Annotated in this window: 23 protein-coding genes; 3 read left to right on the top strand and 20 right to left on the bottom strand. The window is 50.4% G+C overall.

What is annotated here, in order from left to right; genetic code table 11:
- Positions 1-39 precede the first annotated feature (39 nt).
- From HMPREF1207_RS25975 to HMPREF1207_RS25960, 4 genes are read right to left on the bottom strand one after another with little or no spacing between them, the layout of a single operon-like run.
- Entirely contained in the window at positions 40-1,056 is a 1,017-nt protein-coding gene (locus HMPREF1207_RS25975; RefSeq protein WP_009673682.1) for a PLP-dependent cysteine synthase family protein, read from the bottom strand.
- 4 nt (positions 1,057-1,060) lie between these two features.
- Positions 1,061-2,260, bottom strand: a complete 1,200-nt coding sequence (locus HMPREF1207_RS25970) for a M24 family metallopeptidase (RefSeq protein WP_009673752.1) — start codon at positions 2,258-2,260, stop codon at positions 1,061-1,063.
- A gap of 3 nt (positions 2,261-2,263) precedes the next feature.
- Positions 2,264-2,668 carry an NUDIX hydrolase gene (locus tag HMPREF1207_RS25965; RefSeq protein ID WP_009673652.1) on the bottom strand — a complete coding sequence of 135 codons (405 nt, stop codon included), beginning with the start codon at positions 2,666-2,668 and terminating at the stop codon, positions 2,264-2,266.
- On the bottom strand, positions 2,649-4,103 hold the full coding sequence (locus tag HMPREF1207_RS25960; protein ID WP_009673706.1) for a 4-hydroxyphenylacetate 3-hydroxylase family protein: 1,455 nt from the start codon (positions 4,101-4,103) through the stop codon (positions 2,649-2,651). Before HMPREF1207_RS25960 ends, HMPREF1207_RS25965 begins: the two co-directional genes overlap by 20 nt.
- A gap of 262 nt (positions 4,104-4,365) precedes the next feature.
- Here HMPREF1207_RS25960 and greA point away from each other — a divergent pair, with 262 nt between their 5' ends.
- Complete coding sequence (gene greA, locus HMPREF1207_RS25955) at positions 4,366-4,839, top strand: transcription elongation factor GreA (protein ID WP_009673590.1); 474 nt, start codon at positions 4,366-4,368, stop codon at positions 4,837-4,839.
- 204 nt (positions 4,840-5,043) lie between these two features.
- Here greA and HMPREF1207_RS25950 read toward each other — a convergent pair whose 3' ends face one another.
- The 16 genes from HMPREF1207_RS25950 to HMPREF1207_RS25870 form a co-directional block, all read right to left on the bottom strand.
- Complete coding sequence (locus HMPREF1207_RS25950) at positions 5,044-5,946, bottom strand: alpha/beta hydrolase (RefSeq protein ID WP_009673880.1); 903 nt, start codon at positions 5,944-5,946, stop codon at positions 5,044-5,046.
- A 1-nt stretch (position 5,947) separates the two neighbouring features.
- Positions 5,948-6,802, bottom strand: coding sequence for an ABC transporter ATP-binding protein (locus tag HMPREF1207_RS25945; protein WP_009673851.1), 855 nt, complete (start codon positions 6,800-6,802; stop codon positions 5,948-5,950).
- 15 nt (positions 6,803-6,817) lie between these two features.
- Positions 6,818-7,840, bottom strand: a complete 1,023-nt coding sequence (locus HMPREF1207_RS25940) for a FecCD family ABC transporter permease (RefSeq protein WP_009673761.1) — start codon at positions 7,838-7,840, stop codon at positions 6,818-6,820.
- On the bottom strand, positions 7,833-8,840 hold the full coding sequence (locus HMPREF1207_RS25935) for a FecCD family ABC transporter permease (RefSeq protein WP_009673654.1): 1,008 nt from the start codon (positions 8,838-8,840) through the stop codon (positions 7,833-7,835). Before HMPREF1207_RS25935 ends, HMPREF1207_RS25940 begins: the two co-directional genes overlap by 8 nt.
- Before the next feature lie 27 nt (positions 8,841-8,867).
- Complete coding sequence (locus tag HMPREF1207_RS25930) at positions 8,868-9,848, bottom strand: ABC transporter substrate-binding protein (protein WP_009673567.1); 981 nt, start codon at positions 9,846-9,848, stop codon at positions 8,868-8,870.
- A 6-nt stretch (positions 9,849-9,854) separates the two neighbouring features.
- On the bottom strand, positions 9,855-10,655 hold the full coding sequence (locus tag HMPREF1207_RS25925; protein WP_009673814.1) for an alpha/beta hydrolase: 801 nt from the start codon (positions 10,653-10,655) through the stop codon (positions 9,855-9,857).
- 169 nt (positions 10,656-10,824) lie between these two features.
- Entirely contained in the window at positions 10,825-12,459 is a 1,635-nt protein-coding gene (locus HMPREF1207_RS25920; RefSeq protein ID WP_009673896.1) for an AraC family transcriptional regulator, read from the bottom strand.
- A gap of 419 nt (positions 12,460-12,878) precedes the next feature.
- Positions 12,879-14,072, bottom strand: a complete 1,194-nt coding sequence (locus HMPREF1207_RS25910; protein ID WP_009673728.1) for an MFS transporter — start codon at positions 14,070-14,072, stop codon at positions 12,879-12,881.
- A gap of 71 nt (positions 14,073-14,143) precedes the next feature.
- Positions 14,144-14,806 (bottom strand): TetR/AcrR family transcriptional regulator, encoded by a 663-nt coding sequence (locus tag HMPREF1207_RS25905; RefSeq protein ID WP_009673898.1) that lies wholly within the window; start codon positions 14,804-14,806, stop codon positions 14,144-14,146.
- Between the two features lie 198 nt (positions 14,807-15,004).
- Positions 15,005-16,393, bottom strand: a complete 1,389-nt coding sequence (locus HMPREF1207_RS25900; protein WP_009673607.1) for a hypothetical protein — start codon at positions 16,391-16,393, stop codon at positions 15,005-15,007.
- Between the two features lie 210 nt (positions 16,394-16,603).
- Complete coding sequence (locus tag HMPREF1207_RS29475) at positions 16,604-16,855, bottom strand: hypothetical protein (protein WP_138918165.1); 252 nt, start codon at positions 16,853-16,855, stop codon at positions 16,604-16,606.
- Complete coding sequence (locus tag HMPREF1207_RS25895) at positions 16,852-17,121, bottom strand: hypothetical protein (RefSeq protein ID WP_009673786.1); 270 nt, start codon at positions 17,119-17,121, stop codon at positions 16,852-16,854. The genes HMPREF1207_RS29475 and HMPREF1207_RS25895 overlap by 4 nt, the downstream gene beginning before the upstream one ends.
- A 795-nt stretch (positions 17,122-17,916) precedes the next feature.
- Positions 17,917-18,336, bottom strand: a complete 420-nt coding sequence (locus HMPREF1207_RS25885) for a GNAT family N-acetyltransferase (RefSeq protein WP_036740584.1) — start codon at positions 18,334-18,336, stop codon at positions 17,917-17,919.
- 293 nt (positions 18,337-18,629) lie between these two features.
- On the bottom strand, positions 18,630-19,823 hold the full coding sequence (locus HMPREF1207_RS25880; RefSeq protein ID WP_009673695.1) for an MFS transporter: 1,194 nt from the start codon (positions 19,821-19,823) through the stop codon (positions 18,630-18,632).
- Between the two features lie 99 nt (positions 19,824-19,922).
- A complete protein-coding gene (locus tag HMPREF1207_RS25875) occupies positions 19,923-20,477 on the bottom strand; it encodes an RNA 2'-phosphotransferase (RefSeq protein ID WP_009673781.1) in 555 nt (184 codons plus the stop codon).
- A 5-nt stretch (positions 20,478-20,482) separates the two neighbouring features.
- Positions 20,483-21,907 (bottom strand): RtcB family protein, encoded by a 1,425-nt coding sequence (locus HMPREF1207_RS25870; RefSeq protein WP_009673871.1) that lies wholly within the window; start codon positions 21,905-21,907, stop codon positions 20,483-20,485.
- A gap of 428 nt (positions 21,908-22,335) precedes the next feature.
- Between HMPREF1207_RS25870 and HMPREF1207_RS28555 the strand changes: the two genes are divergently transcribed.
- Positions 22,336-23,310, top strand: a complete 975-nt coding sequence (locus tag HMPREF1207_RS28555; protein ID WP_009673596.1) for a copper amine oxidase N-terminal domain-containing protein — start codon at positions 22,336-22,338, stop codon at positions 23,308-23,310.
- Positions 23,311-23,407: 97 nt separating this feature from the next.
- Positions 23,408-23,581: a hypothetical protein gene (locus tag HMPREF1207_RS30025; RefSeq protein ID WP_009673705.1), complete on the top strand. Its 174-nt coding sequence runs from the start codon at positions 23,408-23,410 to the stop codon at positions 23,579-23,581.
- The last annotated feature ends 73 nt before the right edge of the window (positions 23,582-23,654 follow it).

Below are 23,654 nucleotides of genomic sequence, written 5' to 3'. Positions count from 1 at the left end.
CGCCTGGCAGTCTTGCGCACAATTAGATTCCTCACACACTCAGGTTAAAGTCTCCTGCTTGCGTAAATTCGTAAACGCCTTTTGCTCCAGCCTCTCTCCCAATTCCCCTCTGCCGAGCAGCTTGATTTCTTTGGCGGTCAGCCACTCGTCGTCATAGATCTGGTCGAGGTAATTCGTTCCCGCGTCGGGAATGATCGCCAGTGCGGAGGAGGCGTCGCTGTGCTTGAGCCAGGCCAGCGCGGTAAACACGGTCAGCCCGCCCGAACCGCCCATCAGAATGCCGTGATCGCGGGCCAGCAGCCTGCAGACGGAGATGGCTTCCTGATCGCTTGATATGCTGACCGCATCAAGCACGGACGTGTCCGTGTTCGCGCTTCTCCAGCTGAGGCCGACTCCGTTGATCAAATAGGGCGCAAACGGTTGGCCGAATACGGCGGAGCCCGCCACGTCGCAGGCAACCACGCGCAGATGCGGTTTGTGCTTTTTCACATATTTTCCGATGCCGCAGAGATGGCCGCCCGTACTGACGGCTCCGACGATCGAATCGACGGGCAGATCCGCAATTTCTCTCGCCGTCGTCTCCGCGTGATAGGCCGGATTGGACGGGTTGTCGTACTGATTGGACCAGAAGGCGCCGGGATACTTGTCCAGCAGCTGTCGGACGCGGTTGAGCCGGGCCCTCTGAAATCCGCCTTCCGGCGCGGGCGTCGTGACCATGTCGACCTCAGCTCCGTAAGCCTGGTACCATTTCAGCAGGCTGGCGCTCACTTTCGGATCGACTACGATAATGACTTTAAACCCGTACACCGCCCCCAGCATCGCCAGGGATTTGCCGAGATTGCCGGATGTGGACTCGATCAGAATGGAGCCTGGCCGGATTTTGCCTTCCGCCATAGCCGCTTTGACCAGTCCCAGCGCCGTTCTGTCCTTTATGCTGAAGTTCGGATTAAAATAATCGAGCTTGAGATACAGCTTTTTGCCTGACGGTACAAGCTCATCATTCAGCGAGACGACCGGCGTGTTGCCAATGCACTCCGTAATATCGGTATGAATCATCATTTCACCCCACGATTTTGATTAGACTGGCATCCGCTTTGGTCAGACGTATGCTCTCATCCCGGGTTACAAGAACCGGATCTTCGACATGCAGCGCACCCAGGCCAAATTCGTAATACGGCGTTTCAATAGAAAGAATCATTCCCTCCTCAATCACATCTGCGCTGCCCGGCGCCAGAATCGGCAGCTCGTACGGCTCCAGGCCGATTCCATGACCGACGTGATGCCTTCTGTATGCGGGAAACCCCGCTTCGTGAACCGCGTCCATCGTAAGCTGAAAAACGTCGCTGCCCGTCATCCCCGGTCTCACCTGCCGGATGGCCTCCTGCTGCCCTTTATACAAAGCATCATACTTTGTATACTCGGGTTTAAGAGTCCGATAGGCGAATACCCTCGCGATATCCGCCCAATAACCGTCGCAGACGATATCGCAGTCGAACCAGAGCAGGTCCCCCGGCGTCAGCCGGATGTCCCGGCTCGGCCGGCGCTGCCCGCCTACCGCGTGCCTGCCTGCTTTAATCATGGGCAGGACGGCAAGACCGCCCCGTGCGGCGACGGAGGTTGAAAAAACGGCCGCGATTTCATGCTCCGTAATGCCTTCGCGAAGCTCCCCGATGACCTGACCGATCGCATAGTCGATGCAGTCGGCCGAATACGCGAGGGCGTCGACTTCCGCCTGTGTCTTCACGGCCCTTACCTGCCGGAGCAGGGCTGCGCCTTCGACGAATTCCCCCTGCGGATGCCTGTCGCGGATCGCACCGAATGCGGCGGCCGTAATTCCGTCTTCGTCCAGCGCCACCCGTTCGGCGGTAAGGTTCAGACGGGCGAGAAGAACCGCCAGCGCTTCCTCGGGACCGGCCTGACTTTTGTGCACGTCCGACAAATATTTCAGACGCTCTTCCTCTACAGGCAGGGAGCCTCCGTCCGGATGTTCGCGGTAGAACGTGCCGTACGTCACGACCTGCCCGATGCTTGAGCGGGCGTCGAGAATCTGATCGATTTCGCCCACGGAGTGCACGACGTGCACCTCTTCCGGCGAATCCGCCGTCACGATCGCGTAGCATTGCCCCCGGTACGGATTCAGCGTTTTCACTACCGGCTCGAAACCGGTCAAATAGCGGATATTTTCTTTCGTTGTCGATATGATTGCCGCCAGATTATGTTCTTTCAGCTTCGCTTGAAGCCTCTGCGCATTGTACAGCATAACTCACCTCGTATCGGATTCGGTTTCGTTCTTGATCGCACGGACCAGGTCCACTACGGCGGGAGCCAGCAGCTCATGCCGGTCCATCTCGATCCAGCCGGCTTCACTGATCTCGGAGCACGGGGCGATTTGCCCGTTCCAGTCCGCTTCATAGCAGACGAGTTCGACCTGCGCGTCCTCCTTGTAGGCGGCGCCGATCACCGTTCTCAAATACGAGATGCTTTCGGGGAGAAGGTCCAGATTCAGCTCTTCCTTCAGCTCTCTTTTCAGTGCGGCCTCGGGGTCTTCGCCTTCCTCGATTTTTCCGCCGGGCAGGTACCACCGTTCGTTGTCTCTTACCCGGACAAGCAGCAGCCTGGTCCCGTCCCGCTTCACGAGACAAGCGCATCTAATCCGCTTTGTTTGCACGAGCCAGCACCCTGTCGACCATCGACAGCATTCCGCTTTTGTCGTAATGAAGATAATGGCCAGCCGCAATTCTCATGGGGTCCCCCGCATGGAAAAACTCGTACACCAGCTGACGCTGACCGAACCCGTCCCCGGAGGCGTCCCAGGCCAGATTCAGGAGCTTCGAGCGGGTCGCGGCGTCCGTCTCTCCCGTAGACAGCGAGACGCCCAGTCCGCTGAGCTCCTCGGCCAGAAAGTCTTCGTAATGAGGGGTCGACAGCATAGAGCCCGCCGCCAGAGATTGGATCGTTTTCACCATTTTTTCGTACATTTTGGGGAAATTGTAACGGATCGCTTGTATGGCGTTAATGCTCGGCGTTTGTACACCCTCGTGGCTCACGGCGGAGTCGGCTTCGCTTAACAATATGCTCGCCCTCAGAAGCTCGACGTAGGAGGTCATCTCTCCCAGCTTCTCCTGAATGTTCACGAACCCGTCCAGCTTGAGCATCCCGGCAAGTTTGACGGCTATTCCCGTCAGGAGCTCCGCCTTGGACAGGCCGCGCACGATCCCCTGATGGCCCGTATGATTCCGCGCGAAAGTTTTGTCGTAGAACAGGTTCGATTTCGCTACGTCTTTAAACACAAACACTTTATTCCAAGGGATACATACTTCGTCCAGGATCAGGTATGCGTCGATTTCGTCGAAAGAGTTGGCCAGCGGGTGGTCGAAAGCGTGGTAAGCCGATTTGACAAGCGGTTTGCGGCAGATGATTTTGACTCCGGGATAATCGACCGGCAGTGCGAAAGCCACAGCGTAGTCCTCATCCCCCGGCTTTAACCCCGGCATGTTAAAAATAAGCAGCTCGTCCGCGATCGGCGCTAGCGTGACGATCATTTTGGCGCCGGTGACGGTAATTCCCTCTTTGTCGTACCGGATCACCTTAACACCGGCATATTCGTTAACCTGGGAACCGAGGGGCAGAGAGCGGTCGATTTGCGGATTGATCGCGCCGTGGCCGACGAAATAGTTGTTCGTCTTGACGTGACGATAGTATGCGTTCATATTTGCGGAAAAATCGGTGTACGCATTCTCTCCCAGCAGCTTGCTGTGGGCATGAAGCGTGGCAAGGGCCGCGTTGATAAAATCCGGCGTTCTGCCAAGCATGCCGTAAGACAGATCCGCGACTTCCTTGTAAGACTTTCCTTTTCTCTGCAAGTCTTCTACGGTTAAGGGTACGAGCAGGCTGATCGGAGCGCCGAGTCCTTCCTCGTCCTGAAAACAGTGAATCTCGGGCTTCTCCTCCTGCAAATCGTAGTAACGGCCCATGCACGCGATGGCTCCCGTAAATGCGGGCTCCGTACGTACATCGACTTTTGCTCCGTTGACATACACGGTATTCCGGTCCTTCAGTCTCTCCAGATACTGATCGGCGGCCGATTTTGCGGTAACTACCATCTGGAATGCCTCACTCCTGTCTGCTCGTCACAAAATGACAATTTTTGTTTAATGAAACAAATACAATTACATTTTGACAATTTTTACTATATTCAAGGTTACCATGCCGCCTTCTTCTTTTTCAATAGAATTTATGCAATTTTTACCAAAATGAAAAGAAGATGACTTTTTCCGGCTTGAGGTTCGCATGATCGCTTCATATAGTGTACAATGCAAGAAACACCTGTTATCAAAAGTTTGGGTACCATTAGGAGATGTTTACATGGCAGAAGAACAAGTGATCTTGACCCCTGAAGGACTGGCTCAGCTGGAGCAGGAGCTGGAAGAGCTCAAAACCGTGAAGCGCAAAGAGCTGGCCGACCGCCTCAAAACCGCGATCAGCTACGGGGATTTAAAAGAAAACAGCGAATACCACTCCGCGAAAGACGATCAGGCCTTTATGGAAACCCGGATTATCACGATTGAGCGGATGCTGAAAAAAGCCCGTGTTTCCGACAATACCGATACGTCTACCGTTAAAGTAGGCTCTATTGTCGTGCTGAACGATATCGAATTTTCCGAAAAAGTGGAGTACCGGATCGTCGGCCCGGCCGAAGCGGATGTAGCCGACAACAAAATTTCTTACGAAAGCCCGCTGGGGGTTTCCCTGATGGGGAAATCGGTCGGCAGTATTATCAGCGTGGATGCTCCGGTCGGAGTCATCAAATACGAACTTCTCGAAATCAGAGCGAAATAATGGCCCTTTGCCGGCAAAAAGGGGGCTGCCCGCCGAGTCATCTCAAATGACTTGGCGGGCAGCCCCCTTTAACTATATTCCGGTCCGTCTCAGCCCGAATGCAGCCATTGCCGTTGCCCCGGACGTGGCCTGACATGAATCGTGCCGGACATCGATGAACCGGACGGCACCGGACCGCTGCGGCGGACGGTCGCGCAAAATCCGCTACACTTGCCGGTCAGCGGGTTCGGGACGAAGCGCGAACCGCACGGCGCGGCTGATTAACGGCGGCAGCACGGAGACGTGCCCCTCTCCCTCAAACTCCTTAAACTCGGTCACCATGCCGTATTCGCTTAATGCCGAAAGGCGCTCGCAAAGCTCGGACGCATTCTCTCCGCCGCCGGTATGATGCGACTTTTCCAGTTCCCCGATGGCAAGGAACAGCTTTATATCCGCAGCTCCCTCCGTCGACTGTCCGCCAGAGGCTGACAGCTTGGACGCGAAAGCCCGCTCCTCTTCGAGCAGCACCCGCTTGTTCCAGTGGATGGAGGGGCTGCCCGCTACGTAACATTGGAACGCTTCCGGCATGGCGTACAGCATATGCAGCACAAAAAGTCCGCCCAGCGAATGGCCGAAGATCGTCTGCCTCCTGCGGTCGATAGGGTACGTCTCTTCGATCCGCGGCTTCAGCTCATCTTCGATGAACGCCATGAAAGCTTCGGCTCCCCCATGCTCGGGCCGCTCCCCCGCTCGAAGCTTGAAGGGCAGATCCTCCAGACGGATTTCACGCGTGAAATCGTAATGCCGCGCGGGATGAAACGGTCCGTCCGTCGGATAGCCGATACCGACCACGATAGCGGGAATAACGCCGGTTCTCTCCGGCGCCCGGGACTGGACGCGGACCGCTTCCACCATCGTGCCGAAGACGGAATTGGCGTCCAGCACGTACACCACGGGGAATCCGGATGCAGGCGCTTCCCCTTCGGGGACGGCGATGAAAATCCGGTATTCCCGGTTTTCCGCGCGCGACCGCATGGTGCGCTGCTCGGACCGCGGCATCGTCACACGCTCCAGGACTCCGGCTGCCGACCCTCCGGTTTCTGCATACTCTCGGTTGACTGTACTCAATCTATCTCACTCCTTCGCCTACCGCTTCTTTTTGCGGTTCCGTGCTGCCTGCGGCCGAAGCCGCCTTATTGCGCAAATAGCTTTCATAACCGTAGCAGACGGGTGCCCCGTTCTCCGGGTCCAGCATAATCCGGGCATCGATGTGGAACACCTGATTCAGCACTTCCCTGGTGATGATTTCATGGGGATGCCCGGTGGCGATAATTTGCCCGCTCTTCATAGCGACGATCCGATGGGAAAACCGTGCCGCATGGTTGATGTCGTGAAGCACCATTACGATCGTCTGCTTCCGCTCCATATTCATTTTCTCTACGATCTGGAGAACTTCCAGCTGATGAGCCATGTCCAGGAAGGTCGTCGGCTCGTCGAGCAGCAGCACTTCCGTATCCTGGGCGAAAGCCATCGCCAGCCATACCTTCTGCCTCTGTCCGCCCGACAGGCTTCCGATCTCACGATCCCGGAAGGACGCCACATTCGTGACTGTGAGCGCCCACTCGATCACTTCCTTATCCTGGGGAGACAGCCTGTTCAGGTTTTTGCGGTGCGGATAGCGTCCGTACGAAACGAGTTCCTCCACTTTAAGCTCCGGAGGGGCGACTGGATTCTGCGGCAGGAGCGCGATATGCTGGGCAATCTTCCGGGTCGGGATCGCATTCAAATTCTGTCCGCGAAAAAAAACGTTCCCGTTCTTCTGCTTCAGAATGCGCCCGATCGTTTTAAGCAACGTCGATTTACCGCAGCCGTTCGGCCCGATGATGGTGGTGACCTCCCCTTCCTTCACCTCAAAATTGAGATCACGGAATACGCTGTTCTTTTCATAACACGTTTCCAGATTCTCCACACGTATGATACTCAAGGACGAACACTCCCTCTATGCTTTAGCCTTAAACAGCAGGTAAATAAAATACGGAACGCCTATGATCGAGATCATGACACCTACAGGCAGCTCGACCGGCATAAATACCGTTTTGGCGATAAAATCCGATCCGATCACGAGCAGCATCCCGATAACCGCACTGACCGGCAGAACACGGTTATGATGAACGCCGACCAGACGTTTGGCGATATGCGGCGACATTAGCCCGATAAAGCCGATCCCCCCGGACACGGAAACGCAAGCGCTGACAAGCCCGATGCTGCTCAGCAGAAGAATCCCCTTCTGCCTTTCCACATTTACCCCCAGACTTTTCACGCTGCTCTCTTCGAGCTGGAAAAGATCCAGGGTGTACGCGCTTCTGCGTATAAGCGGGATCAGGATAAGCAGCCAAGGCAGAATGGAAACGACATATTTCCAGTTGGCATTGTAAATGCTGCCCGATGTCCAGACGGCGGCCATTTCGAAATCCTTGGCATCCATCTTGAGCGTCAGGAACAAAGCCAGAGCGCTGAATCCGGCTCCGATTGCGATTCCCGTTAAAATCAGGCGCTGGGAATCGATCCGTCCGTTTTTCCAGGAAAACAGGTAAATGAGAACGGCGGACGCGAGCCCGCCGACCAGCCCGAACAGAGGCATCGTCATAATCCCCCACCAGCCCGTACCGTGCAGCTTGCCCTGGAAGAAAAACATGAAGATAACGATTGCCGCCCCGGCACCTGCGTTGATGCCTAGAATGCCCGGGTCCGCCAGCCCGTTGCGGGTAATTCCCTGGATAACGGTTCCCGCAATGCCAAGTCCCATGCCGACCAGTCCCGCAATCACGATTCGCGGCAGCCGGAATTCGAGAATGACGAGATCGTTCTCGGGACTCGGATCGATCCGGAGGAGCGTATTCACCACGTCCCCGACCGTGATATCGAATGAGCCGTTGGTCAAGCTTGTATAAGCGGCGATCGCGATAAGTCCTATGCCGGTAAGAAGGACCAGCATATAGCGGCTGAACGATTGTTTAGGCATGCTTTTCCCCGCCTCTCGTCCTCGCCAGATACAGGAAAAACGGCACGCCGATAATAGCGGTCACGACACCGATCGGCATTTCGTACGGATAGTTCAGGAAGCGGCTGAGAACGTCCGCCGAGGCCAGGAAAATGCCTCCCAGCACACCCGCGCACGGAATCACCCATTTGTAGTCGATTCCGATCAGGAAGCGGGTAATATGGGGAATAATCAGTCCCACAAAGCCGATTTTGCCGGCCAGAGCTACCGAGATCCCCGTCAGAATAACGACCGCGCCCATCGCGACGATCTTGACCAGCAGCGTTCTCTGTCCCAGGTTAATGGCGACTTCTTCTCCCAGCGAGAGAATCGTGATCGATTTCGCGATCCGGAAGGCCGCGATAAGACCGATAACCGCAAAAGGAATGCACAGCAGAATCAGCTTGGGCTCCAGTTGATGAAGTCTCGCGTTGTACCAGAAGCTTATGTTCTGCGATTTCTGAAAATACATGGAAAGAGCCGCCGAAACACTGCTGAGAAACGTGCCAATGACTGTGCCGACGATCGCCATCCGCACAGGCGTCAGTCCGTTCGGGAGCAGCGAGGCGAGCCCGAATACAATGCCGACCCCGAGCGCGGAGCCGATCAAGGAATAGAAGATCATATCCAATGAAGACGAATTGGGCAGAAATATCATGCAAAGCGTAATGACAAACGCCGAGCCGTCGGTCACCCCCATGATGGAAGGGGATGCAAGGTAATTCCTTGTCATCCCCTGCATGAGCGCGCCCGATATGGCAAGGAACGCTCCGATTAGAAGCGCCCCCACTACTCTCGGCAAACGGGAGGTCCGGATGATCTGATGATCGACATTACCCGGATCGAAATGGAACAGGGCGTCCATGACCGTTTGCAGATGAATTTGTTTGGCCCCGTACAGAATGGACAGCACAATGATGAACACGATGATCACAGGTGAAGCCCATAAGATCCATTGAGGTTTTGCCAGACTTCTTTTCATATCGGATTACTCGTTTCGGTTTAAAATTTAGTTGGTCAGCTTCGGAAGAGCGGCCTCGAGGAACTTGAACTTGCTGTACGACGTTCCCCCCTGCGCCAGCGGGTCTACGACGTTGATAAACACTTTTTGGTTTTTCACGGCCGTAATACTCTGCCAGATCGGATTCTTCTGAAGGTCTTCCAGCACTTTCGGCTGCTCTTTGTTCTCGTCTTCGGAGAACTGGATGAAGATATAATCCGGGTTAATTTCAGACAATTTCTCCATCGAAATCAATTGCTGTGCCTTGGCCTGCTTCACTTCTTCGGGCGCGGTGAGGCCCAGATCGCCGTACAGGGATGAATTGAAGAACACGCCTTCCGGATAAATGGCGATGCTGCCCGCACGGAGACGAATCGCCAGCACTTTTTTGTCTTTCAGCGACGCGCCGAGTTTCTCTTTTGCGGCGGCGGCTTCTTTTTTATATTTCTCGATCACTTCTTTAGCCTTGTCCTGATGACCGGTCAGTTCCGCCAGCACGTTCAGATTGGCTTCCCAATCGGTCGAAACGTGGGAAATCGGGAGCGTGACTTTAACCTTGTTCATCTTTTCCATCATTTCCGGCGGAAATTTGGTGGAACCGAGAATGACATCCGGTTTCAGTTTGAGAATCGTCTCCAGATTCGGCTGCGTTTTCTCGCCCACGGATTCCGCCTTGTCCGTAATGCTTTTGAACAGCTCGGGGAACTTGCCGCCGACTGAATTTGCGCCTACCGGTTTCACACCGAGCACGATTGCGTCTTCCATCGATTCGAAGGAGCCGGCCACTACGATGCGCTCCGCTTTGGACGGTACGGTATATTCCTTGCCGAGGTAAGTGATTTTACGCGTTTCGTTCGTGCCAGCCGCTGTCGGGGCCGGGCTTTTCGCCGCTTCCGCGCCGCCTGCCTTTGCCGCTTCTTTTTGCGCTCCGCATGCGGAAGATAATAGTGTTACGGCAACCAGACCGGCTGCCACCCATGTTTTTTTCATTTTTCTCTAACCCCTCTCCGTATCCGGAAAAAATATGTTTGTATCCATACCGAAAATCCACTTCAATGCTTCGGGAAACTGTTCCACGAATATGGGAACTTGATGCTGCCCGCCTTCGCCGATAACGAGGCGCAGCTTGGCGCCGTTAAAACCGGAGTCCGCAAGCAGCGTGTAAGCCTGCCGGGTTCTGGCCATCATGGCACTCTGAATCGTCTTCTTGCCGACGCCTTCCTGATCTCCCACATACATGTAAAACCTCTGTCCCTCGTCGGCAAGCTTATGCCCCCGCATATACTCGATGATGCCTTCATACCAGAAGGACCCCGAGATGCTGCCGATTCTCACGAAAACCGAAGGATGCTCGAACGCCGCAAACATCGAGATCAGACCGCCGAGCGAAGCACCGATCATCCCCGTCCCGGCAGGTCCCGCCAACGTCTCGTAGCAGCCGTCGATATAAGGCTTGAGCTCATGAACGACGAGATCCAGGTATTTTTTGCCGTAGCCGCCGAAATCTTGTACGGATTCCACCAACGCCTTCGCCGGCCAAGGCGTATATTCATCCAGCCGCTCATCCGGCTCCAAACCGACGAGAATCAGTTCCGGCAGCTTCTTCTCCCGGAAAAGCTCTTCCATACGGGTAACCGCCTGGTTAGTGACCGAATCCATATAATCGGACGGATCGTTGACATAGACGACCGGGTAACGCTTGTCTGCCAAGCCGTAGGACGGCGGCGTATAAACGGTCAGCGTCCTGCCTTGAAAGACTTGCTGCTCCAGACTTCCTCTTTCTCTAATGCTTTCCATGCCATTCCCCCGACGCTCTCATTGTAAAAACTGAGAATCATTATCACTTAATAACAAAAAAAAGAGGGAGGTTCTTTTTTGAATATTTGTATTGATAACAATTCTCAATTGAAATTATAACCCACGTTTCTTTACCGGGACATGGACAATACACGGAATTCAAACTGGACTATTTCCGCAAAAAGAGCTTTTCCACTTCACCCAAAATACGCTCGTGCCCGGAAGCCGAGTATTCCCGCCAAGGGTCGGAGGGGATTTCGTAAACCCGGTTCTGCCGCACCGCGTGGAGATCCCGCCAAAGAGCCGTCGCCTGCAGATCTTGCCATCGCCGGAGCGTCTCCGTTTCCTGGCAGACGTTGACGAGGATATGGTCCGCGTCCAGCTCCGCCAACTGCTCCGGGAGAACCGGCACATTGATTTGGTCCCGGGTATAGTTAAAGGCCGGCTTCATACCCAGCTCATGAAAAAACACGTCTCCCATGCTCCGGGTTCCGCATATCCGGATCTCCTGCTTATGTAAACTGATCAGCAAAAATGTTTCTTCGCCCGTCCGTTTACGCAGTCTGCCGCGGAGCGACTCCACGCGGCGGTCGTATTTACCGAGCCACGTTTCGGCTTCGGCCGTCCGGTCCAGATAAGCGGCGATAAGCAGCAGCTGCTCGCGCCAATCCGCCGGGCGATCGGGAATATACAGCACTTTTCCCGCCTGCTCGAGGCGCTCTTTTTCTCCCGGATTGAGGGTATCCATCGAAAGGATAAGGTCCGGCTTCGTTTCCCGCAGCTTCTCGATGTTGTGCTCCCAGTCTTCGCTGTACCGGTAGGCGCTGAGATGAACGGGAATATCGGAACGGTAATTCTCGTAATAGTGGCCGGTCCATTTGGGATGAAGGGGCGCCGCATACGGAAGATGATGAATGGCCAACAATTGGCCGATCAGATGTGAATGATGGACCGCGATTTTTTTCCGCCGGTTCTTCATATAAACCGTGGGCGAGACGCCCACTTCCTGCTTGAACTTCCGGCTGAAGTAAAATTCATCCTGATAGCCCACTACGTGAGCGATGTCCTTGAGGCGGGATTGGGATAACGCCATCAACTGCTTGGCGCGGTTAACCCGCTGTTCGGTCAAGTAGTCGATTACGCTGAGGCCGTACGTTTTTTTAAACAAATCCCCATAGTATTTAGGAGATACTTCGGCCATTCGTGCGAGCTCGTCAATCGTGATATTGGTCTGGTAGTGATTTTCGATATAGTGCCGGGTGCGTTCCAAAGCGCTTCGGGCATCCAGGGGGGATTCGTCCCGCATATGGGCGGAAATCGAATGGATCAATTCAAGAAAAGCCGCCTGGGCTCTCAGCCGGTCGAAAGGATCGGCACTGTGCCAGTAGGTAGAAAGCGCCTCGCTCAGCACGGAAAAATGCGAAAGAGAATGAACGGGCAGCACCTGCGGTTCGTTCCACGTTCCCTTCCGGCATCCTTCACCCGTCTCGTCCTCATAAAAAAGGTCGAATCCGACCCATGTCAGCTCCAGACCGCCTGCCTCCGTCTTCATTCCGATTACTTCGCCGGGCAAGCAGACATGTATGTTCTCTGCTTCCAGGCGGCTAAGACTGCCGTCCCGTTTCAAAGCTCCTTCGCCGGCCGTAACGACGATCAGCACATGCTGATCGATGAGCCGGTAATCCATTTCCCAGCCGTCCCCGGCCTTGATTGCTTCAACTTGACGTACTTTATAGGAAACGTCCGTAACGGCTGCCGATAAACCCGGACGTATTTTTTCGTTGTCGGTTAAAGAGTCACTCAACCGTTTCCCCTCCCATTCTGTTGGAATATCGTTCTGCTCCCGAGTCTGTCGGGTTTAATATACCGAGATACAGCTTTATGATAATGATTATCAATATCATTCGATTATAGCAGATGTTCCGTTCTTTGAGAATCCGAATGAAAAAAAAGACCGCACATGTCTGTGCGGTCTTCCATTGTTCCGGCTGTACCGGCCGGTATGCGGCTTTAACCTTGCGAAGCTTCCCCTGTTCGGTCCCCTCGCAAGATGTTTTCCAAAGCGGAGGCATAGGCTATTTATTTTCCATCTGCTGCGGCACTCTTATGCCTTGATTTATAAGGATTTTCTCGATTCTAATATGGTTCTGTTTGGTTGTCATCTTGAACGAAATGACAGCTTACCTCCCCTCAGCATTAAAGTTCAATAATTTATAGATATAATTAATTTTTCTCTGTCGTATAATAAATCATCGCGATGATCGGAAAAGCTATTCCAATCCACAACGCTGCATTCCAGCCACCTAAGGCATATGCCCACCCACCTAAGGCGGACCCTATAGCACCGCCAAGAAAAAAAATGGCCATGTATAATCCATTTAATCGGCTGCGAAACTCTGCCCCTAATGAAAAGATAACACGCTGTCCAAGAACCAGATTAGCAGAAACCCCCATGTCTAAAAGGATCGCTGCAACGACTAGGGTTGCAACTGCAGCTGTCGAACCGCCTTGAATCATCAGGGGAAGCAATATAGAAATGATAACAATAGCTAGCGCTAATCCTGTGGCAGGTCGAATCCAACCTTTATCCGCAAGACGTCCTGCCACGGGTGCAGCAACCGCCCCAGATACCCCGACTAGAGCGAACAATGCAATCTCTTTTTGAGAAAAATGAAAAGTGGGGCTACTCAATAACAAAGGAACAGTTGTCCAGAACAAGCTAAATGTCCCAAACACACAAGCGTGATAGATCGCTCGACGGCGCAGGATCGGAGTCGTTCGGAGTAAATGCCACATGGAGCTCATAAGGGTTGGGTATTGTACATTTAGCAACGGCTTCCTTGCAGGCAGCGCCTTTGCTAATAAGAGTGCCAGAACAAAGATCGTCGCGGCAGACAAGAAGAATACAGCGTGCCAGCCCAGGAGATCTGCCATAAAACTCGATACAGGCCGTGCAAGCATGATACCGAGTAACAGACCGCTCATGACATTACCAACTGCACGTCCGCGCGAGGCATCAGGCGATAGATGAGCTGCATAAGGTACCAACACTTGAGCTGCGACTGATCCTATCCCAATAAACAGTGAAGCTATGAGGAATAACACTGCATTTTTCACTACTGCCGCAATCGTCAAAGCGACTGCAGTGAAGAGCAACGATGCTACTACCAGCCGTCGGTTTTCAAGAATGTCTCCCAATGGTACGATAAATAATAAGCCGATACCGTAACCAATCTGGGTAAGTGTGACGACAAGCCCTGCAGTCTCTGCAGATAACCCGATTGCTGAACTGATTGGTCCCACCAAGGGCTGTGCATAATAGAGATTAGCGGCGATTACACCGCACGAAATTGCCAGAAGGAGGGTGATCCAAGACGAAACAGATTTCTCAACTTTTTGGTCTGCGCTTAAACTCATAGCAAGCTCCTTTACAATCGTTACAGAAGTTTTTTTGGAACGATCGTTCCTGTAAGATCAAAAAAAATATGTTACAGCATCTCAATCACAGTATTAATCATGTCATGAACGACTTTCTTGTCACTTTTTACTTTGCAAATTACATTTATACTATGATTGAGGTTAAGCAGTAAATGCGATAGCACTTTTATATCTTTTTTGGGGTCGATTTCTCCTGTCTGCTGTCCTTTATGTAAAAGTTCATAAAAAGACTGTTCCAATCCCTCAAATCGGTCACGTATCAATTTACGTAGTTCTTCATCTGGTGAATCCATATCAATGGTTGCATTTGTTATCAAGCAACCTTTTGGCAAATCCTCATTAAATGCGGAAGTAATGTGCTGATCAAAATACTGCCGGATTCCAACTTTCGCAGACGGCGCATTTACCAAGAGATTTCTTTTATTTTGACCTATTTTTTTGTAATGGTGTATGGCCTCAACATAAAGCGTCTGTTTGTCCGCAAATGTTTCGTACAAGCTTGATCTGCTTAATCCCATTGCTTTTAATAAATCCGGTATACTTGTCGCTTCGTAACCTTTTTCCCAAAAAACTAACATGGCCTCATGAAGTACGCGTTCCTTGTCAAACTCTTTTGTACGTCCGATGGTTACTCCCTCCTCTCTGTAGGAACAGTATAATATTTCAGGAACGAATAGTCCAGTATTTTTATTATGATTCCAATCCAGTTCCATTAAACTGCTCGTTAGCGTAATTATTTTCTCGGGACACTACTGACAAGCCTTAACTTCGGCCCAGAAGCAATTGCCTTTATGCTAGGCAATGGGTGGGATACAACAAAGGGCGGCTATCAATAGCCGCCCCTAGCTGAACTTATGGTCAAAAAAGAAGCGGGACTTCTCCCGCTCCGTTGCTGAATACGCCAATACACCTCAACTATTGTCTTTCCTGTCCAACAGTGAAAAAATCTTATCCAAATGTTTGTTAATATTGCTTGTGCTTAAAGAATCAAGGTTCATTGCTTCAATAACAGTAAACGGTAGTCCGTCTTTTGACACGAATATATCTAGTTCACCAGAATCTTTGCCCGACGAAGAACTTCCGCGCCTAGTTTGGTCTTTTATGGTATAACCGATAGCTCCAAGTATGTCACCGATATAGTCGTTACGTTCATCTTCATTTGCATCAGAATAATGCTTTCTTGCTTGTAAATTGAAACAAGCCAAAACTAGATTTTTGACAAAAGCTTCTTGCGAGCCGAGGTCTTTTGTAAAATTCATAGAAAGAGCTTTGTTGCTATTTTTCAGCTTTATTACAAATACATTTCTTCCACTAATATCTACGTTTTCGTATTCTGCTTCGATTGCAAAGGCTATATCCTTGTATGTTTCGCCGATATTATTTTCGGCATATATTTTGTCCAAAGGTAAGAAATCCCCACATTGGTTAGGCAAAATGGCTGGATTGCGTCCTAATTCAACAATGAACTTACTTGAATTATGATACAAAAGAATAATTAAGTCGTTAAGCCATTTTATCGAATCACAGCCTAACCGATTACTAAGGGTTTCCAAATCACCGCAGCCCTCAACCTCTTTAATTAGATCAATAATGCCAAAATTGCGACACTCCACCCACAATGAGTTGTACCAATGTTCGATTTCATTTTTTCGGGTCATCATCGCGGGCATCAATCTATTTGACAACTCCCAGACTTTTCTTCTATGTTCAGGAGTTTCATCTTTCATAATGAAAATGCTTGAGGTGCCCCAAACATCATAAAGAGAACAGACTTCATCCAAACTATTATGAATGAACGTAGTTGTTCTTATATGCTCTTTGATTGGCTGAACAAGGGCTTGCTCAACCCAATTTGAGTCAAGCCAATATTTTTCGGATTGTTCAGATATTTTAACAATATTATAGAGGTCTCTGTAACCTTTACTTGAAAGATAGTCGAGCATAGTGTTATAGAGGGCTATTGCTTCTGAAATTCTGTTTCTGTTCTCATCGGAATCACCACCTGAACGCTCGGACTGAATCAAGGGTATACCGTCACGAGGCTCTGTGGGATTAAATAATGGACTATTGACTACTACGGGAAATGAAAAATCATTCGTTCCTAACAAGGGGAAATCGCAAAAAATTCGTGGCAACTCTTCATGCAGCCTAATCAAATGTTTTTCATTGGCGCTTTTTTTATCAATTTCTACAGCGACTGATACCTTATCATTCGAGTGCACAAAGACATATCTATTTTCACAGGTCGTTTTTCCTCCTTTGGTTGTTGAGATTTGTACCTCGGTAACATTAGCAGACACAAGTTCTACAGCTTACTTTTTCCCCTCTCCGAATTACTCTTTGATAATTATCCACACTAACGGTTATCGAACTTAACTCCGGCACAAATGCAAATACGTATGAAATAGAAATCAGAGAAGATTTTTTAAGCCTGATTTTGCCGTTTCTATACCTACTTTATCCAATTCGTAAACAAACTTTGTATTCATTTGACTCTCATTCACAGTACACTATGTTCCGTTGTCCAGCATATCACAACTGTTACTTATGGCTTTCATGATTGAAATTTTGTCTTGTCCAGTCCTGTCTAATACCGTCTTGAAGGAACGAGGGCTTTCATTCTCATCTTGTAAATATCCATGCACCTGAACTTTTTCAGAAAGCAAATGAGTCGTCAAGAAACCCGTTCCAAATTTACCAGTAGATTTCTTCTTATTCTCAGCAGTCAATGAGCGTTCTTTTGTTGAAACCTGCTCAATCAAAAAACTATGTTTTCAGTCGTAAATAATCGACCATTATGGTTAAATTCAATGGTTTTATTAACTTCGCTAAATTTAATCTCAATATCAACGAATCCACTTGTATTCACGACATCCTTAGCGTTTTGAATCAACTCCCATATCCATCTATACGATGTATTTGGGCCATTGCTATCTTTAAGCGCCTTGAGCTTATCGATAATTTTTGTTGCAGATTGAGCCTCGCTTGCGCCTTTGCGCAATTGTTGGATTTTCTCCCGAAACGTCATAAACTATCTCCTCCCTTGTAGTAAAATAGCCTCTCGGCATTCGCCGAGACAGATGGGGCAAGGGTTCCATTGATCCATCCAAACTCGCATCCTCCTACGTTGTAGGGGGATTTTTACATGTCCTTACTTATTTCATTCTGGGAAATCTTCTGTATTTCTTTGGTAGTTTCTTTCAAAAAAAAAAAAAAATCTTGACATTCTATCATTTCCGCACGTGCTATAACTACAATAAGCGTAGACCATTTATGTTTCAAACTCCAGAAATTTTTCCCATTTTCGACAAAAAGAAAGACTCCTGCAAGCGACAGGAGCATCATTTTAAATTAGTCCTATAGACCTTATTCAATTAATATGTTTATCTGATCTCGTACCCCAACACCATACACCTGATAAACTGGAAAACTTGATATTGTTCGGACGAACATCAACTCTACTCATGATTATATAAAACTATTCTCCATCCGACGAACGGAAGCCTCATCAAATGCCCTGCGCTGAATTAATTACTTTGGTTATAACAAATATAGCCCGAACTTTAGAAGCTTCGGGCAAAGTAGCTATTTATTAAAGCAGGTAAATGTGGCTCCAAAACATTACTCCCTAACCAACAACACACAGCACTCCACATGACTGGAGTACGTAATATTGCGATGAATCTAGGCACTATTATCGTATATTGTTTTTTAGATAAATAAAGAAACAAATTACCTATGATAAGGCGATTTCTTCAACTATCGTACCCGTTAGCTTAACATCAAAAAAGAACCTAATAAAACAGGCTATCATTCATATATTTTATTCATATACCATAACCCAATATTTTTCTTCTGGTTTACCTTCTTCAACAACTTTCTTCCAACCATTATTTTCATAGAATTTCATTGCCTTTTGATTTTCAGACACACACTTCAATCTTATTGGTTTATTCATTTTTTCTATGGAGGCATTAATCAACTGACCACCAACACCCTTACCTGAGAAATCAGGGCGAACAAATAAATTATGTATAAAATTATCTGGCAAGTACAAAGAAGCAAATCCAAGAATTTTAGCATCTTCCTCTGCTAAAATTATATACTCTCCTACAGTATGCTTATCAAAATCTTCTAAAGTCATTTCTTCTATATCCGCCCAATAAAAACTTTTACGACGTGATTCTAAGTATATACGTCTTAAAGCAGGGTAGTCTAATTCACTCGCTACTCTAATATTCATATTTTCACTCTCACTTTCTTTTACAAAGATAAATAATAACTTATCATATAGAATTATTTCCATTTATATATTTTCGGGTTAAAACCTAGATTGTCCTTCTTCCACTAACACGATCATATCATTACAATCAATGCCTTTGAGCCGCACGGTCACATCTCATTAATTCAGTACCATCAATATTAAGCACTCCACATGTATCCTATGCGCGAACATCCCGCCTCGTTAGAGAACCGCATGACGGGCGGTCTCAAAGCCTGCTTTACTTCTCTAAGGCTATTACCGCCTGGTTGAGATCAGGCCGTTTTTCTGTCCAATGCGAACACCCAGAGCGCAAGCACCATGCCGATCAGGGACAAAACCGCTCCGGCCCAAGGAAGCGTCGATAAACCGGCTTGGTTAATGACCATGCCGCCGAGGAAAGCTCCTCCGGCATTGCCGAGATTCAAGGCCGAATGATTGGACGTTGAAGCAAGGGCGGGGGCGTCTTTGGCCAGCGTCATAATCTTGACCTGAAGGCCGGGCAGCACTCCGAAAGCGGCGACGCCCCATATGAAAATCGTTACTACAGCCGCAGCGGGCAGATAAATCGTGTAGGCAAAGACCGCCAAAATAAGCGCCAGTACGGCGAAACTGCCGATCATCACCGGCATCAGCTTCCAGTCCGCCAGCTTTCCGCCCAGAATATTGCCGAAGGTAACGCCGAAGCCGAATAAAACGAGAATCCACGTCACACTGTGCTCCACATAACCGGTCACCTGCTCCAGGAGCGGGGCGATATAAGTGAACACGGTGAACAGGCTGCTGCAGCCGATAGCTCCCGTAAGAAGAACAAGCAGCAGTCTCGGCTGCGCCAGCGCCCGGATCTGCCGGGCCAGGCTGGATGATTCCTCCCGGGGAATGACCGGAATCAGGGCCAGGATTCCGATGAGCGAAATAACGCCCATCACGGCCACTGCCCCGAACGATGCCCGCCAGCCCAGATTCTGGCCGATAAACGTGCCGAACGGAACGCCGATGATATTGGCGATTGTGAGTCCCGCCATCATAATGGAGACAGCCGCAGCCCTGCGGTGCGGCTTCACCAGATTGGCGGCGATAACCGAGCCGACGCCGAAGAAAGTACCGTGCGCCAGCGCGGTCAACAGCCTCGCCCCCATCAGCAGGCCGTAATTCGGGGCGATGGCAGCTACCATGTTGCCGAGGATAAACAGCACCATCAGCAGGCAGAGCAGCATTTTCTGCGGCAGACGGTGTGTAGCGACCGCCAGCAGCGGGGCCCCGACCGCTACTCCGAGCGCATAGCCCGTAATCAGTTGTCCCGCATGCGGGATGGAGACATGAAGATCCCCTGCCACATTGGGCAGCAGCCCCATAATGACAAATTCGGTCATTCCGATGGCAAAGGCGCCGCACGTTAAGGAAATGAGCGCGAGCGGGAACCGGTCCTTGATCGTTTCCGTTTTACCCGCAAGTTGTGCATGATTCATGATGTCCGGTTGATCCCCTTTCCGCTATTCGATAAGACAATGATCTATGTTAGCACGCTTATTGAATAAACTCCACCCTGCAGGACCGACTGATAACGATTATTGATCGGCAATCGGACGGCAGCATTCGGCCGGAATCCGGTCCGCCAGCCATACTTCGTTCCCGGCGTAATAAAACCGGACGCCTTTATGTCCGGCGAGGGCTGTATCCACCTCGAGAATGACGAGTTCTCCTCTCCTCTTTCCCGCTAAAGCAGCGAAATGCAGCCCTTCGGACAGGTGCACGTATTGGCGGGACATGGGCAGGAGCCCCTCGGCCATAATTAGGGCAACGGCCTTCCGGTTCGTTCCGTGATAAAGGACAGAAGGAGGTTCGGCCGCCTCGTACGTAATTCGTTCATGACTGTGCCCGTATCTGGCCCGGATATAGTCCTCCGCAATCTCGAACCGCTGTTTTTCGCATTCGCGGACTACTCTTTGAATGTCTTCGGGACGAACATCTTCGAAACCGGACACACGATTCAAAGCAGTCAAAAAATCCCCCAGAGAGCAGAAACCCTCTCCGTCGAGAACAAGTCCGAAATCTCCCGGCGAGTGTCGCAACATTTTGCTCATCAGCTTGCTTAAGCGTGTATCTTTCTTTGATGCCTGCATCTTTATCAAACTCCTTTTATGACAGCCATCGGCCTGCACTTGGCAACAACGGACGCGAGGCCCGCGCCGACGACGCTTTCGATAATTTGATCCACATCCTTGTAGGCCTGCGGCGATTCGTCGAGAATCGATTCGAGGGAACGCTGGTTCACGACGACCTCGTCCTCCGTACCCACGCGCATACTGGCGGAAAATTCATCTACGGTTACGAGCCTTTTCGTAGCGCTTCGGGACCGGATGCGCCCCGCTCCGTGGCAGATGGAATGATAATTGGCTTTTCCTCCGTCCGAACCCACCATAATATAAGAAGAAGTTCCCATCGAGCCCGGAATTAACGCGGGGTGGCCCGTCGAAGCGTAAGGCTCGGGATTATCCGGATGATTTGCGGGAAGCGCGCGCGTAGCCCCCTTGCGGTGGACGAATACCCGGCGGCCTTCATCTTCCGTATCTTCCTCCCAAGCGTAGTTATGCATCAGATCGTAGAGGGTGGCCAACTCGAATTTGGAACCGAATACGTCTTTGCCGGCTTCCCGGATGGCATACGCGATAAGATGACGATTTACGACCGCATAGTTCAGTGCCGAATACATCAGATCCGTATACTGTACGGCCAAAGGGTGATCCAAGGAGGCGAACAGCAGATTAGGATCGGCTGTCCCCATACCTTCGGCCCGCATCATTCGTTTGATGTCGCTTCCGCACAACTGGCTGACCGATCCGCCCCACGCACGCGATCCGGAATGGATCATGACGATGACCTGACCGTCAAACAACCCCCATGCTTCCGCTGTCCCCCGGTTTTCTTCCGCAATTTCAACCGACTGGATTTCGGCGAAATGATTGCCTCCCCCCAGCGTTCCGAGCTGGCGATGAGAACGGTGCCAGACGTTTTCCGGCAGCCGGTTCAGCGAATTCTCGTCAAAACCGAAGCGGCTCGATTCCACGTGAGTCAGCGATTTGGCTTTACGCGGCGTATAGCCGTCGGGGATGTACTTTTTCGGAAGGCCGTGAAGCCCTTTTTTCACCACCGTCTCCAAACGAATATCGGAAAAATGTCCACGGGTATGGGAATCGACGGGCAAGTACTTCTCAATCGTGCGCACCAGCTTCTTCCGCAGCTTCAAATCCTTCAGTTCGTCCTTGTGCAAATTCGTCAGATGAACCCTCATGCCGCAGCCGATATCGCTCCCCACGATGGAGGGGGATACATACCCGTCCTCACTGTTCCAGACGGCCGTAGTGCCGATGCAGGTGCCGACTCCGACGTGAACGTCCGGTGTATAACTCATATAAACCCCGTTCGGGATTTGCAAATTGTTGTTTGCCATTTCGAATACTTTATAATCCAGCGCCTCATACAAGGACGGTCCGGCGTACACGTGTACGATCCCCGAGGGCAGTTTAACCTGGCGGTAGTAGTTTTCTTTCATAGATAGACTTCCTTTCTTGATTGAGAAACTTGATAAAAAATAAATGCAAAAAAACCATGGACCTCGCGTCCATGGCTGTCTGCAGCACGGTTATTCAGGACGGCATGCGGAAAACATGCGCCTGACCAACTTTCACATGATCCCGTCGAGACCGGTGAAATGGACTTCTCTGTTCAATTGAGTGCGGGAGATGGTAAATGTCATTGTTTCCGGCCTCCTTTCGAATAATTGTACCCATCATACGGTCTGCTACGGCAAATTGTCAATCCATACCACTGGGAAAAAATAATTATAATTGTTTTGTTTTTTTAAATAAGCGTATAAAATCGTGTAATAATCTATTTCATTTCCAAAATATAGGTTGAAAGTCCTATCTAACTATGAGACGATTACGGAAGATTTTTACATAAGAAAAGGGGATACTTATTTTGAACCGGAAAACAAAAACCGCACTTTTGTCCGCCCTGCTTGCGGCTTCGTTCGCAATGCCCGCCAACGTTTTTGCCAATGACCCTGTTAAAGTTTTTATACAAAACGAGCGGGTGCATTTCGACGTCGAGCCCGCGATTGAATCGGGGGTAACTCTCGTCCAATTTCGTCCTATTTTTGAAGAACTGGGCCTAACCGTAGAGTGGGACTCCAAAACCAACACCGTTACGGGCCGAAAAGACGGGCTGTCTATCGTCTTGCAAATAAACAACAAAAATGCAGCCGTTAATGGCGAAACCAAGGTTTTGGAGGCGGCCCCGGCGAATGTGGACGGCAATACAGTCGTCCCCTTGAGATTTATCGGCGAAGCGACAGGCAATCAAGTGATTTGGAACGAATCCGCACGGCAAATCGTTATCCGCAGCGGCGCGGAACGCGGATCAGTCGACAGCTCTAAGGTGAGCGATCCATATTTTAATTGGACTTGGGGAATGAGTCCCGCCGAGGTGCAGGCTACGCTGAATCAAAAGCCGTACATCCAATACACCGGCGACAAAGACGGTTACGATTTCGTGATCTATCACAATCGGTTTGTAGAGGAAAACGACAGCCAATTGGCTTTCAAGTTCAACTCCTCCGGATTAACGGAAGTCGCTTATCTTCCCGTTTTGTCTTCTACCTATGACGAGATTTACGATATGTACGGGGAGATCTCCGGGACACTGTCCTCCTTTTATCGGCAAAACGACGAAGACTACATGATATGGTCGGAAGATCTTGCGGAATCCTTTTATAAACAAATCTACGGGGAGGACCGCAGAGGTATGATCGAAATGGCTATGGGATCGGAAAACTTAGCGATTTTCAACCAATTCGAGGCCGATACCTACAAAGCCTCCTTGCTCTTTACTAATGAGGGCACGCTGACAGAGCCGGAATATAAAATGGGCCTGATCTACTCGCGTCCCAAGTAACTAATACAATCAAGCATCCCTCTTTACTTTTGCTTAAAACGATCAAGAAATTTATAATGGCAGGAGGACACTAAGCTCATAAGAAGGAGAATGCACGATGAAGATTTATGCGGTTCTCGCGTTTAACGGAGAGAGTACGGAGAATGTGTGCGTGACGCCGGACGAAGAGAAAGCCATGGCGTTTAAACCGGAAGATTTCGAAGATTGCGATGCGCTGTTCCTGGAAATTTGGGAAGACGGCGAGAAAATAGACGATTACCGTCTCGTTTAAAAAAAAAGAACCGGCCGGCCCTTCTTTCCGAGAAAAGAAGGAGCTGTGCCGGTTCTTTTTATAACTGCCCGCC

Source organism: Paenibacillus sp. HGH0039, assembly GCF_000411255.1.
Classification (GTDB): domain Bacteria; phylum Bacillota; class Bacilli; order Paenibacillales; family NBRC-103111; genus Paenibacillus_F.
This window is presented reverse-complemented; position numbering and strand designations above follow the sequence as displayed.

Coding starts and splice junctions, on each gene's coding strand:
- HMPREF1207_RS25880 (WP_009673695.1), bottom strand. CDS start 19,823: ATGAATCATGCACAACTTGCGGGTAAAACGGAAACGATCAAGGACCGG.
- HMPREF1207_RS25930 (WP_009673567.1), bottom strand. CDS start 9,848: ATGAAAAAAACATGGGTGGCAGCCGGTCTGGTTGCCGTAACACTATTA.
- HMPREF1207_RS25885 (WP_036740584.1), bottom strand. CDS start 18,336: ATGAATATTAGAGTAGCGAGTGAATTAGACTACCCTGCTTTAAGACGT.
- HMPREF1207_RS25910 (WP_009673728.1), bottom strand. CDS start 14,072: ATGAGTTTAAGCGCAGACCAAAAAGTTGAGAAATCTGTTTCGTCTTGG.
- HMPREF1207_RS25970 (WP_009673752.1), bottom strand. CDS start 2,260: ATGCTGTACAATGCGCAGAGGCTTCAAGCGAAGCTGAAAGAACATAAT.
- greA (WP_009673590.1), top strand. CDS start 4,366: ATGGCAGAAGAACAAGTGATCTTGACCCCTGAAGGACTGGCTCAGCTG.
- HMPREF1207_RS25875 (WP_009673781.1), bottom strand. CDS start 20,477: ATGCAGGCATCAAAGAAAGATACACGCTTAAGCAAGCTGATGAGCAAA.
- HMPREF1207_RS25975 (WP_009673682.1), bottom strand. CDS start 1,056: ATGATTCATACCGATATTACGGAGTGCATTGGCAACACGCCGGTCGTC.
- HMPREF1207_RS25895 (WP_009673786.1), bottom strand. CDS start 17,121: ATGACGTTTCGGGAGAAAATCCAACAATTGCGCAAAGGCGCAAGCGAG.
- HMPREF1207_RS25940 (WP_009673761.1), bottom strand. CDS start 7,840: ATGCCTAAACAATCGTTCAGCCGCTATATGCTGGTCCTTCTTACCGGC.
- HMPREF1207_RS25960 (WP_009673706.1), bottom strand. CDS start 4,103: ATGGTAGTTACCGCAAAATCGGCCGCCGATCAGTATCTGGAGAGACTG.
- HMPREF1207_RS25905 (WP_009673898.1), bottom strand. CDS start 14,806: ATGGAACTGGATTGGAATCATAATAAAAATACTGGACTATTCGTTCCT.
- HMPREF1207_RS25935 (WP_009673654.1), bottom strand. CDS start 8,840: ATGAAAAGAAGTCTGGCAAAACCTCAATGGATCTTATGGGCTTCACCT.
- HMPREF1207_RS30025 (WP_009673705.1), top strand. CDS start 23,408: ATGAAGATTTATGCGGTTCTCGCGTTTAACGGAGAGAGTACGGAGAAT.
- HMPREF1207_RS25925 (WP_009673814.1), bottom strand. CDS start 10,655: ATGGAAAGCATTAGAGAAAGAGGAAGTCTGGAGCAGCAAGTCTTTCAA.
- HMPREF1207_RS25870 (WP_009673871.1), bottom strand. CDS start 21,907: ATGAAAGAAAACTACTACCGCCAGGTTAAACTGCCCTCGGGGATCGTA.